General features: G+C 55.3%; 12 protein-coding genes and 1 rRNA gene. 2 read left to right on the top strand and 11 right to left on the bottom strand.

Features of this window, described 5'->3' with window-relative positions:
• Nucleotides 1-169 precede the first annotated feature (169 nt).
• The 6 genes from H3S97_RS06195 to H3S97_RS06170 form a co-directional block, all read right to left on the bottom strand.
• On the bottom strand, nucleotides 170-1,006 hold the full coding sequence (locus tag H3S97_RS06195) for a carbohydrate ABC transporter permease (protein WP_198187657.1): 837 nt from the start codon (nucleotides 1,004-1,006) through the stop codon (nucleotides 170-172).
• The gene (locus H3S97_RS06190; protein WP_198220016.1) at nucleotides 1,003-1,857 is read right to left on the bottom strand and encodes a carbohydrate ABC transporter permease; all 855 of its coding nucleotides are present in this window, start codon (nucleotides 1,855-1,857) and stop codon (nucleotides 1,003-1,005) included. The genes H3S97_RS06195 and H3S97_RS06190 overlap by 4 nt, the downstream gene beginning before the upstream one ends.
• A gap of 157 nt (nucleotides 1,858-2,014) precedes the next feature.
• On the bottom strand, nucleotides 2,015-3,337 hold the full coding sequence (locus H3S97_RS06185) for an ABC transporter substrate-binding protein (RefSeq protein ID WP_198220015.1): 1,323 nt from the start codon (nucleotides 3,335-3,337) through the stop codon (nucleotides 2,015-2,017).
• Between the two features lie 131 nt (nucleotides 3,338-3,468).
• Entirely contained in the window at nucleotides 3,469-4,812 is a 1,344-nt protein-coding gene (locus tag H3S97_RS06180) for a glycoside hydrolase family protein (protein ID WP_232356342.1), read from the bottom strand.
• Nucleotides 4,813-5,047: 235 nt separating this feature from the next.
• Nucleotides 5,048-6,109 (bottom strand): LacI family DNA-binding transcriptional regulator, encoded by a 1,062-nt coding sequence (locus H3S97_RS06175; protein ID WP_198220013.1) that lies wholly within the window; start codon nucleotides 6,107-6,109, stop codon nucleotides 5,048-5,050.
• 269 nt (nucleotides 6,110-6,378) lie between these two features.
• On the bottom strand, nucleotides 6,379-7,089 hold the full coding sequence (locus H3S97_RS06170) for a histidine phosphatase family protein (RefSeq protein ID WP_198176990.1): 711 nt from the start codon (nucleotides 7,087-7,089) through the stop codon (nucleotides 6,379-6,381).
• 40 nt (nucleotides 7,090-7,129) lie between these two features.
• Here H3S97_RS06170 and H3S97_RS06165 point away from each other — a divergent pair, with 40 nt between their 5' ends.
• Both H3S97_RS06165 and H3S97_RS06160 read left to right on the top strand, forming a co-directional pair.
• Nucleotides 7,130-7,495, top strand: a complete 366-nt coding sequence (locus H3S97_RS06165; RefSeq protein WP_198220012.1) for a DUF4235 domain-containing protein — start codon at nucleotides 7,130-7,132, stop codon at nucleotides 7,493-7,495.
• Nucleotides 7,496-7,600: 105 nt separating this feature from the next.
• Nucleotides 7,601-8,419, top strand: a complete 819-nt coding sequence (locus tag H3S97_RS06160; RefSeq protein WP_198220011.1) for a nitroreductase family protein — start codon at nucleotides 7,601-7,603, stop codon at nucleotides 8,417-8,419.
• Nucleotides 8,420-8,628: 209 nt separating this feature from the next.
• On the opposite strand, the gene H3S97_RS06155 is transcribed toward H3S97_RS06160, so the two are convergent.
• The 5 genes from H3S97_RS06155 to rrf form a co-directional block, all read right to left on the bottom strand.
• Nucleotides 8,629-8,880, bottom strand: coding sequence for a hypothetical protein (locus H3S97_RS06155; protein ID WP_198220010.1), 252 nt, complete (start codon nucleotides 8,878-8,880; stop codon nucleotides 8,629-8,631).
• 206 nt (nucleotides 8,881-9,086) lie between these two features.
• Nucleotides 9,087-10,025, bottom strand: coding sequence for an aldo/keto reductase (locus H3S97_RS06150; protein WP_198220009.1), 939 nt, complete (start codon nucleotides 10,023-10,025; stop codon nucleotides 9,087-9,089).
• A gap of 68 nt (nucleotides 10,026-10,093) precedes the next feature.
• A complete protein-coding gene (locus H3S97_RS06145; protein WP_198178550.1) occupies nucleotides 10,094-10,846 on the bottom strand; it encodes a tyrosine-protein phosphatase in 753 nt (250 codons plus the stop codon).
• A gap of 195 nt (nucleotides 10,847-11,041) precedes the next feature.
• Nucleotides 11,042-11,701, bottom strand: coding sequence for an SDR family oxidoreductase (locus H3S97_RS06140; protein ID WP_198220008.1), 660 nt, complete (start codon nucleotides 11,699-11,701; stop codon nucleotides 11,042-11,044).
• 324 nt (nucleotides 11,702-12,025) lie between these two features.
• A 5S ribosomal RNA gene (gene rrf / locus H3S97_RS06135) occupies nucleotides 12,026-12,142 on the bottom strand.
• Nucleotides 12,143-12,364: the final 222 nt, after the last annotated feature.

Genomic DNA, 12,364 nt, shown 5'->3' with positions numbered 1-12,364 from the left:
CTCTACTGTCACAAAATCCTCCGATGATGCAGACAGGCAGACTGAGGCTCCTGCTCAGCACATACCGTCCGCGGTATTGCAACCAGGCTAGCCAAACAGCCTGTCGGAGGAATGAAAATGGTCCCCGGGCCTAAGAAAGCAGCCCAGGGACCATGGAGGAATTGCAGTTTCAGCCCTTTACAGCACCAGCCAACACTCCACTGATGATGTACTTCTGACAGATCACATAAAAAATGACTATGGGAATGATAGCCATGACCAGACATCCCATCATCGCTCCCATGTCGACAGTCCCGTAACCGCCTTTGAGATATTGCACTGCAATGCTGATGGTCCGATATTTCCGCAGGTCCAAGGTCAAATAGGGCAGCAGGAAGTCATTCCAGATTCCCATGGCTTCCAGAATCGCCACTGACACTATGGAGGGTTTCATGATGGGCACAACAATCTCAAAAAAGGTCCTGGGGACACTCGCCCCGTCAATCATGGCCGACTCCTCCAGCTCTTGGGGGATTCCCTTGACCACTCCGGTGAATATGAACACCGGAAGTCCGGAGCCGAACCCAAGATATATGATCCACAGGCCCCAAGGCGTGTTGAGCCCTATAATGTCGGCCATCTTGGACAGGGTGAACATCACCATCTGGAAGGGAACGATCATGTTGAAGAGGAAGACCAGATACAGCGATTTTGCCGTACGATTGTTCACCCGGACGATCCACCAGGCACACATCGAAGTACATAGCAGAATCAGTGCGACAGATCCTACCGTTACCACTACCGTCCATCCAAAACTGGCAAAGAAGTTGGTCTGTTCAATGCCCTTTCGGTAATTGTCGAGGCCCGCGAACATGTCGCCCAGCGGAAGGGAGAAGGCATCATGAGTGATATAGACTTTGTCCTTGAAGGAATTGATACCCACCAGCACTATCGGGAATACCCACAGTAGGCACACCAGTGTGAAGAACAGTGTCCACCAGCCTGAATGTTTGGCTTTGGCACTCATGCGGTTACCTCCTTGCGAGCGGTAAGCCTGTTCTGCAGGATAGCGACAAGGGCCACGATGACGAAGAAAATAACCGCCTTGGCCTGGCCTGCTCCCTCGAACCCAGCCCGTCCGTAAAATGTCCTATAAATGTTCAACGCAACCAGTTCTGAAGAATTGGACGGTGCTCCATTGGTCAGAGCCAAATTCTGATCGAACATTTTAAAGCCATTGGTGATCGACAAAAACGTACAAACGGTTATTGATGGCATCATCAGCGGAATGGTGATATGGAACAGGGTCTGGGCGCCGCTTGCTCCATCAACCGATGCAGCTTCGATGACATCACCGGGCAGGGTCTGCAACCCGGCGATGTAGATAATCATCATGTAACCGATCTGCTGCCAGCACATCAGCAATACCATTCCCCAGAATCCGTACGTACCTGAAAAGGTGATGGACTTACCCCAATGCTGGAGGACACCGTTGAGCAACAGCATCCAGATATAGCCGAGCACGATGCCACCTATCAGATTGGGCATGAAGAAGATCGACCGGAAAAGATTCGCTCCCCTTATCGCCTTCGTTAGCAGACTGGCGATCGCGAAGGCACACACATTGACGATTACCGTAGTGACCACCGTAAACAAGGCCGTGTACCACAAAGCATGCCAGAATTCAGGATCCGATATGGCTGCAGCGTAGTTTTTCGTTCCTATGAAATTGGCCTCTGCAATAGTCGTGAAACGACATAGACTCAGCCAAATCCCCAATATGAAGGGGATGACGAATCCAATCACGAATGCCACAAACGTAGGCAAGACGAACAAGGCCCACCAACGGGAAATCGTCTTGCCGGCCATCGATATCATTATCAACCTCCGAGACAGAATCCAATGATTCATCCATACCGGTGCGCATCCCGCCGAACAGACATCCCGTGTTCGCGCGGCATGCGTACCGTGTATATCCTTTACTCATGCACAACCGCGCCAGTTCCACTCCGATTACGGCGCAGTCAAGCTTCCCTCACGACTTGTGAACCGTGTTGTACTCGGATGTCCACCCATCGACGAAGGACGATTCAACCTTGGACCATGGTCCAGTCCCCTGTGCGTATTCCAACATCGCATCGGCCATGGTCAAAGCCCATTGAGCCGTGGGAAGCGGGCGGATGACCAAGTCATAACAGTTCCGCTTGGCATAAACATCATTGGCACGCAGTATGGGATTCTTCGTTTTGAAACCCGCCTTGGCATAGGATTTGAAAGGAGTCTCGAAGCCCATGGTGTCAGTGACGATTTTTCTGGCTCCATCGTTATCGAGCATCCAGTCCAGAAACTTCTTGGTAGCGTCTTTGTCTTTTTGCGAGGCTTTGCTGTTAATGGCGAAATAGTTGGAGCTGATCGTTAACCCGGAGTTTTCCTCACCCGGGATTCCCATATACAGCGGAAAAACTCCCATATCCTTATCCGAGACTTTCTTGCCGCGCAGCTGTGGATACGCCCACGATCCCATCTCGATGAAAGCCGCATCACCAAGCGCAAATTCCGAAATAGCATCGTCCAGGGTCGCGCCTGAAAGCTGTGTTGGCGCAACCGTCTCGTTCTTGATCATCAAATCGAATATCTTCTTGAGATTAGGCACATACTTGCCCGATACCTTTGAAGGAATCACCGTCGTGTTCTGATCTCGATATTCGTAAAACACCGGTATATGCGGCAGCATGTCGCCGTACCTAGGCCGTGAACTGGCCTCGAATCCAGCAGAGGTGAATGCTCCTTTGATGCCTAGATCGCTTTTATGAGCCTGAATCTCTTCGACCATTTTTTTGAGAGCATCAAATCCTCGGACTTCCTGTTCGGAGTGAATGCTCGCCCAGTCTGCGGCGAAATATTTTTTCAGAATCGCACGATTGTAGATAATGCCATACCGGTCAAGCACAAAAGGAATGGCCTTGACTGTATCGCCATCTTTGAGCACATAATCACGGTTCTGCAGATCCTTGTACATGCGCGTCCCGGAAAGATCATCGCAATAATCCACCCAGTTGGGAAAGTCATTGTTGTCCAGGCCAATAAGCGTCGGTGCATTTGTCTTGGCGAGTTCGCTTTTCAGGGTTTGTCCATAATTGCCTGGGGAAGCGGTCGTAATATCGAATGGTATGCCTGTATCCTTAGTGAACAGCTTTCCTAGCTGGACGAACTGTTCATTGTTTTCGCCTTTCTGATTCATGTAGTAGACCCGACCTTGCGAGCTGCTACTGGATCCTGTTCCTCCACAACCCGAGAGAACGCCCATTGTGAGTACCGCGGCTGCGATTACGGCCGTCGTTTTCCTGACTGTATTCATGCCTTCCTCCATTGGAAGCCTTGACTCATCATCACATCCTGTGTGCATGCTTAGCATAAGCGCTTAAGCAATTGTTATCAGCCTCAACGATGTTCCCCGTCATCGCATACGCCTTTACCGTTCCACAACCATCATCTCCTTACCGTATTTGATATCCAAGCATTCGAGAGTTTGAGAGAACCGTCGGTTACGAACATACCGACGGACCCACCGCTGGACCGGTACATTCTGGTGCTCAAGGCCACCCCGTCAATGTATAAGGTGGCAATCGTATCGTCCACAACGACTTGCAAGTGATGGGTGCTGCCTGCATCCAGGCGCACAGGTCTGGTCAGACCTATATTCATAGTGTTGAACCAGGGAAAGTTCGGACTTCCCTCAAACGTGCATCGGTTCTCGTCAACCTTGCACAGGAACTGATAGCCTGCTTCGGTCTCCGGATCCTCCTCCAAGACGACCCCGAAGGAGCGAGTGGAAGGGGCGAATCTGACATCGGCTTCAAAGGCAAAAGGACTGCCAAGATGGTCGGCAATCCTATGTTGCACTCTGCCATCGTCACCTTGCATGGCAAAGTCATCGATGGGCTTCCGATCGACAAAACCGTCCCAGAGCGTATTGACTGGCTTAACGCCTAAAGTATGATCCGGCCGCTGGAAGATTTCATGAGGCACGAATGTGCCGCCCCATTCATAATTGCCAGTGTCCTGATCCCCTTCCTTGGTCCCAACCCAGCCGAACAGTATACGATGGCCGTTCAGTGCGAAGGTTCGTGCGGCATAATATGCGCTTCCTTCCAGACCGTCGTCCGGCGGCTGCAGCCAAGGCCCGTTCAAGCTCCTCGACATCCTATAGGTCATCCCGTGCCTATCGCTGTACTCGGTGACTATGTGATACCACCAGTCTCCCATTTTGAACAGGTCCGGCATCTCGTGCATCGTATACAAGTCCGGGGCCCAAAAATCGCCCTCGAATTTCCAGTTCACGAAATCCGGCGATGAAAAGCAGACTGTCCTGCCGGTTCGTCTTGTCTTCGGACCGGGCTGTCGAGCGCCCAGCAAGACCAGATACCGGTCTTGCTCATCATCCCTGGTCACCCAAGGATCTCTCCAATCAGAAGGGTCATACCCATCTTGAGGCAGGAAGGGCAATGGTTCGCCCACTTTGCGCCAGTGATACAGGTCGCTGCTGACAGCATGCATCGGAACCTGAGAAAGCCCTCCTTCGTTCTCGATATTTCTGTTGTAGCCGGTGTAAATGATGTGGTAGCGATCATCGACTTTGCAAACAGAGCCGGCATAAATGAACTGATCCTGATCATGCTCACCACCGTGTGGGATTACCACGCCATGATCTTCATAATGGATGAAGTCCTTTGTAGTAACCAGGGACCACCCGAACGGCTTTCCTAACGGCTCAGGATCCCTATCGTCGCGTTGGTGGAAGATGTAAAAGGTGTCGCCCTCGCCGAAAGGCATACAATCCCCCACCCAATATCCCGGGGCTTGATAGTATAGCGTGTTCACTGAGTCAATCCAATCTGTTCTTGTCGTTTCGATCAGCCGTGATCGATGAATCTGCGATTATTCTCCCTTGTTTAATCGCTTAAGCACTATCCAGAATAGCTGCTTCCCTGTTTTTGTCAAATCACGGTCCAGCCTGTCGCAGGCGGATGTGTTGCTGAGTGCAAGGCCTACTTATTAAGTAAAACCGTCAGCGCGCCGGCACGGCAATAGAGCGCCTGACCACTGAGGGGCAAGAGACATGCACCGGCTGATATTCCTGCAAATCCTTGGGCCCTGGTCTTACAGCGGGGACACTTTCCGCATCCTTTGAGTGTTTCCTGTCCGACGACGGCTCAAGCAGCATGCGCACTCCAAGTACACCGAGATCGTATTGGGGAAGAGCCACGGTTGTCAGGCCAGGATGAAGGTGGGCCGCAATCACTTCCTGGTTGTCGAACCCAACGACCGAAAGATGATCGGGAACACGCACTCCACGCTCCCTCAAAGCGTCGTACAGGCCCATGGCCGTTCTATCGTTATGGCAGAATACCGCAGTAGCCCCTGTCTTCATCAGCGCGTCCACCGCTCCATACCCACCCTCTTGATCGGCCTTGGCAAGAATCACCAAGGAGGGGTCGAAGGAAATCTGCGCCTGTTCCAATGCCTGACGATATCCCCGCAAACGCCCAACCGAAGCAGGTGAAGATTCCGACTGATTGATGAACGCTATCCGTTTATGACCCGCAGCAATGAGCAGATTGGTTGCGGTCAAACCACCCTGTACCTCATCTGGCACGACTGCCGGGTATGTACTGTCACGGTCATAGCAATTTACCAGAACCGAATTGACCTGCCTTAATTCTTTAGGAGGGACTACTTCGTGATGCACCCAACTGGAATAGACGATGCCTTCAACCTGCCTCTCCAGCATGAATGAAAGCGCGCTGTGCTCTATACGCGAATCGCCGTTGGTATCGACCACCAACAGTATTTTGCCATTGCGCCAAGCCTCATCCTGAGCACCACGGATGACCTGACCTGCAAACGGAGAAGTAGCAACACCATCACTGATGAATCCGATTGAGTCGGACCGCCCACGCGCCAAGCCGCTTGCCAGGGCGTTTCTTCTGTACCCCATGCTCTTCGCTATACGCCTTACGCGCTTCTTGGTCTCCTCAGGAATTCTGACATCCTTATTGTCATTGACAGCCCACGAAGCGGTCGCGATCGACACCCCTGCCGCGTGTGCGACATCTTGCAATGTAACCATCCCAGTCCATCCTAATGATCCTGTGCGGTCATAGGGCTTAATCGTCACAACAACCGAAACATCAGTGGATGCATCAGCATCTCATATCATTGAATTGTTGAAGTTGCAATGATACCGGTCGATAGCGGTGTCCGACCTGTCTTTCGTCCCCGTCCATCGATGACATGCCCTCGCACTAACAAGCTTATCGGGTTCTGTGCACACCGCATCTATCTGGACAACAGACTAGAAGCATCAAATATTCGAGAGAGTCCCATTCGGATGATGACTCACACATTCCACTGCCTGAGCACGCGTTCTCCCTGGTAGATGCCAAGAACACCGTAACGCGCCGTATTCATCCTGAACAACTGGGCCTTGCTTGGGTCCAGGGCCAACCACTGCGTGGTCAGGATGCGCAGGATATGGGCGTGCGCCACCAGGAGCACATGCCGCCCCGCGTATACCTGGGGTTCAAGCCATTTGACTATCTCTCGCGCACGAGCGGCCACCTGATCCAGACTTTCACCGCGGGTCACGTGCACTGGAACACGATTGCCTGAAGGCAGAACGACCACTCGGTCACCAGTCAGTTCGTTGATGCCCAAGGCCTGAGGGCCGTCGACCCACAGTTTCCAGTCACGGCCGAGACTAGCCACCACATCTTGAGGACGATGCCCTTCGGCCGGACCATAATCCCACTCCAGAATCTCGTCCATCGGTGTCGGATCAGGAAAGCCGGCCAGTTCGGCTGTCTGCCTGGCACGTTGCAGGGGGCTTGAAAAAACACAACCAGCATCAAAGCCCTTGGGGAAGGCTTTGGCCAGCCTCCGACCAGCCTCTCTAGCTTGCTCACACCCTTGGTCAGTCAAGGGAATATCAGTGCGTCCCGTATACTGTCCTGTTTTGCTCCAAATAGTCTGACCATGCCGTAACAGCACGGCGTAGCCCTCACTCTCAGCCGAGGCATCATTGCCCGCCGCGTTTTTCACAGTATCCATGCATGGTATTTTAACCCCATGCGTGTGGGATAATGGACCTATGACGGACTCAGGACGGGAACCTGGCGGGATGGCCGACCAAGTGGTCGGCATGCTTCATCAGGTGGACGGCAAGGTGAATGACATGCGCAACTCGATTGAATCGGACCCGGACTCGCTGACAGACAAGTTGGTCAAGTTCGCGCTTCCCAGCATCGCTGCATTGCTGGCAGGCAAACTCTTCCAGGCCTTCTGGAGCGGACTGGTCCGCAAGCGCAACGGAGGCGTGGACAACCCCGAAGAGGAACAGGAGAGCGCTACCGCCGGCCTACTCTTCGGCGTTCTGTCGGCAGCCGTCACCGCGCTGGTCTCCGGCCTGTTCGAGCGTGGTTCCCAGGCTCTGATCGATCGCCGCCATCAGCGCTGAAAGCACAGGCTGCTGACTGACGCCAGGATGGGCCTGATAACGCTGATTGCGTGATTTTGACGACAAGGTCTTGCATTGGAAGGCATTGACGGTCAGAATGTCAAAATGACCTTATCAAACGCGCAGAAAACCCCGGCCACGAATCCGGCCGACAATCCCACCATACGGACCTTGCTAGAGCGACGTTCCATCCGCGGATTCACAGACGAACCCGTTGACGAACAGACCGTCGCCCTGCTTGAGCAGGCGGCCCAACACGCTGCGACCAGCCGCTACTTCCATGAATGGTCGGCCATCAGAGTAACGGATCATGATGAGGCACTTGCCATCGCCGACATGGCCCATCAGCGCTATGTAGCCGAAGCCCCGCTGCTCTACATCTTCCTGGCGGACCAGCGTCGCAATGCCGACCTGGTCCGACGATTCGCCGATGATCTGGACCCGGATACCACCCTGCTCAACTCCGGTTATGTCTTCCTGCAGTCGCAGAACGATGCTGTCCTGGCCCTGCATGCCATGGAGACCGCCGCCAACGCGCTGGGCCTGGGCGGAGTCATTCTGGGCAGCGTCATCAATGACACGAACAAATTGATCGATTTGCTGAAACTACCCAAACTGGTCTATCCGGTGCTGGGTCTTGCCATCGGTCACCCGGCCCAGGATCCGGATCCCAAGCCAAGGATGCCTCGTCAGGCACAAATCTTTACCAACACCTATCAGCTGGCCGAAGATGATGCAGACATGAAGGATGCCCTGGCCGACTTCGACCAGACGGTCACCCGCTATTATCGCGACATCCGGCACATGGACGATCCCCACCGCTCATTCAGCGCCATAATGGCCGACAAGGTTCGTAACCCTGCCTCCGGCCATGAACCCATGCTGGATTCGATCCGCCGGCAGGGCTTCGACCCGGCCTGCTAGGCAACGAAATCCCTGCCAGCCGCACAGGCGTATGGCCCACCCGACAAGCTCACCGGCCTGGTTGGTGGAGGGATAAAGTCCGATCGGCCCCGAGCAGCGAGATCAACGGAATCCAATCTTGCTGCTCGGGGCCGGCGGAATCAACCAGAATCAACCAGAATCAGCTTGGTAATCACCAGGAATGCATGGGCTGCAGGGCAATGACTGCCTCACCTGCGACGAGGCTTGTACCCACGTTTGCGGCTGTGTGGTTTCGAAGCTCGCGAGACTGCCCTCATGCGCTGGTAGGAGCCCGGCTCGTGGCTGGTCAGATGCCAGCTACCGCAGTAGTCACAGCGGTAGACCCATAGAAGAACGTCGCGTTCGACCATGCTGCGGTCGGCGGCCTGCTGGGCCTTGACCCGATCGTGATACATGATCTTGGACGTAACAGCGCAACGTCGTGGGGTGAAATAATGCATGACAGCGTACGACTACCTCGAAACCGATCCGACTATCCTTCTGTGCAACTTTTGCACTCACGGCGCCCGATGCCCAGACAGGCAAGCCCTGCCAGATGACGCGAGAAAATCAATGCAAGATCAGACTGGCAGGGCACAATCCTTCATAACCTGAAACGGTAAACCCAGGCAGACCCCGGGCGGACGTGAGCGACCATGCAAGGGGATCAGGGCAGGTCGTGACCTGCGCTGAGATAGAGGTCGTACCATTCCTGAGCTGTCAGATCCACATCCGCACCAGCGGCCATCTGGGTGATGCGCTCAGGGTTCATGGATCCCAGGAGTACCTGTATGCCGGCGGGATGCCGCAGAATCCAGGCCACAGCAATAGCGCTCTTGGCCACTCCATGCTGCTTGGCCAGTTTGTCCAGCTCGGCGTTGAGTTCAGGATAGCGGGGATTGTCCAGGAAGACACCGTCGAAGTATCCGGTCTGGAAGGGGCTCCAGGCCTGAATGGTCATGGACTTGAGCCGCGAATAGGCCAGAAGACCGCCATCATGGTCCAGGCTGGGGTCGTCGCCCATATTGACGTGAATCTCCTGGTCGACCATGCCGGTATGTCCCAGACCGAACTGCAGCTGGTTGACCTCCAGCCGCTGACTTACAGCGCTCTGCAGCAGCTCCACCTGCATGGGGTTGACATTGCTGACGCCGAAGTGTCGAACCTTCCCGCTGGACTGCAGTTCATTGAAAGCTTCTGCCAGATCATCCAAGTCGACCAGGGTGTCGGGCCGGTGCAGGAGCACGAAGTCGACGTGGTCGGTCTGCAGGTTGACCAGCTCCTCATCCAGGGCCTTCAGCAGATGATCCTTGGAGAAGTCATAGCGGGTGATCTGGTCGCTGTCCGGGTTGCGGAAGATGCCGAACTTGGTCTGGATGCCCACGCTGTCCCGGTCTACGCTCAGATCCTTCAAAGCTTGTCCCAAGGCACGGCTGCTGGCCCCGGCGTGGTAGCAATCTGCCGTGTCGAAGAAGTCCACGCCCGCATTCATGGCCGTCTCCACAATGGTCCGCGCTTCCTCGCGGCTCTTCTGATCGATCCGCATGACCCCCAGGGCCACACGGGAGGCCCGGAATCCTGACCGTCCTAAATTCATGTATCGCACAATGTCCTCCTCGTAATAGACGTCTAGGCTCGAGTCTACCCGTCCCAGCCAGCTCAAGCCCTGTGCGGTTATTCCAGCAGGTTGCTGCGCAGGGCCTCCACCTGGTCGGGTCCGAACCCTAGAGCCTGCTGGGCGTAGGCGAAGACATCGCCGTATGCCTCGAGCATGGTCTGTTGGGCATGAGCCAGGTATTCTTTCTTGACGCAGAGCGCAATCTGCAGTGCGTCCAGTGAATCCTGGTCGAAGCCTTTGGCGCGGAACTGGTCCAGCAATTGATTGTTGGCCGCGACCCTCTCCTGGTTGGTCTTCAGATAGTCAGCGAATATCCGGTCGTCGTCCACCTCCAGCAGCCAGAGCACCAGGGCCGCGGCGAACCCGGTCCGGTCCTTGCCGGCAAAGCAGTGGAAGAGCGTGGCCCCCTGGGTGTTGCCCACGACAATGCGCAGGAACTTCCCATACCCCTGCTGGGCCGCAGAATTCATGACTAGGTCATGGTAGACATTCAGCATGTGGCCGTTGACCTGATCCGCTAAACCCAGCGAGGCGAAATCGTCCAAGCTAGCGCCGTTGGTACCACTTTGCTCCAGCAGATCAATGTTGGTAAAGGTCACACCGTCGATCCTGTCGTCCGGACTTTCCTGTATCTCGAAGGGCCTTCGGAAGTCCACGACCTGCGTCACCCGGTAGCGGTCGACCAGATCCCTCCTGGTCTCCTCGTCCAGGCCGACCAGCTGCCCGGACCGGATGAACCCGTGGGGACGGACCCGGCGGCCATGGATGGTCCGCATGCCACCCAGATCCCGAAAATTGGTGATGTTCATCGACGACCTCCTTAAGATCCTCCCTGTATCCAAGCCAACCGCATCTTCCCGAAGATCACAGGGGCGCAGTGTGCAAGCGCGCGATCAGCAGCGACAAGCATTGCAACCAAGGTACCATTACCGTTACTGTATATACACGTTTCGGCTTGGCGTCGTCCGGCGTCCGAGCTGCTCTTGAAGAATTGGCAGGGTCTGTCACCGCGTCGCGGTCAGGGCCTGTCTGATGGGCGTGCCGCCTGCGATGATGTTGTAGACCCTGCCTGTGGTCTGGGGGAGGTCGACGCAGTCGGCCAAACATTGTGCAACATCCGCGATCGGTATGGGTCCGGGGCCGTCCGGCTCTACCTGGATGGCTCCTGTGCCGTCCTGTTCGGTCAGGCTGCCTGGCTCGATGATGGTGTAGGCCAGTCCGGAACTGATCAGGTACTGGTCGGCCATGTTCTTGGTCACGTAGTAATCAGCGAGGGCGTCAATGGCGGGCTTGACCTGGGGCTGCTCCCAGCGCAGCCAGTCGGCTGCGTACATGGCTCCCAGCATGACGTACCTAGTAATGCCGACCGCTTTGGCGGCCTCTATGGTCTTCATGGCTCCCAGGGCGTCGATCTGGTTGATGTCCTTGCCGCGCGAGCCTGCGGTGAAGACAACGGCATCCGCTTGCGTCTTACGGAATGCGTCGGTTATCTGGGAGAGCGGGTCGCGCAGGTCCAGTGTCATGGACTCCACCTGCTGGCTGGCCGGAATCTTCGAGGCTCCTCGTGCGCATGCCACTACCTCATGTCCGGCACGGACCAGGTCCTCGAGGACCAATGCACCCACTCTGCCGGTGGCTCCTACAAGAATGATTCTTGTGCTCATGCTCATCCACTTTCGTTGTCTATGTGTTTGCATGCCTGATTTGGCTGCTTTTCATTCTAGGTGTCCCGGGCCGTGAACAACAGGCGGCAAAGCAAACCAGGGGTTCCGGATCAATGCTTTCGAATATCAAATCGCAGACCGGTTACGTGCAAGACAGCCTGGGTACGTGCGTGCCTTTCGTATTCCGTTAAACCAGATTCCATGGATTTTCTTTGAGAATCGTGTAATGAGGAAGACTCTTAAGGCCTGTGGCAAATGCAAATATGAAAAAAGGAGGCATCTTCAGGATTTCCTCCTGAAGATGCCTCCGATATTTCCGTGTAATGGCGGCGGTGTGCTACTCTCCCACACTCTTCCGGGTGCAGTACCATTGCCGTGCTGGGTCTTAGCTTCCGGGTTCGGAATGGGACCGGGCGTCTCCCCCAGGCCATGACCGCCGCGAATCTTCAATTCTGCCGTCCCCCCTTCCGGGGGTCCGGGGTCTTCTGGTGGTTCGGGGACCGGATGGTGGACGCGTGTTCCGTTGTCGATCGCCTGTGGCCGTTCCATGCTCATTGCCGCAGGTCGTATCCGCAGTAGGGTTGATGCCGCCACCCCTCCAGGGGGGTGGGTGTTGTGTTGTCCTCGACCATTAGTGCCGGTCGGCTCCGCCCCTTGCGGGGT

Source organism: Bifidobacterium choladohabitans (assembly GCF_016102005.1).
Lineage (GTDB): Bacteria > Actinomycetota > Actinomycetes > Actinomycetales > Bifidobacteriaceae > Bombiscardovia > Bombiscardovia choladohabitans.
This window is presented reverse-complemented; position numbering and strand designations above follow the sequence as displayed.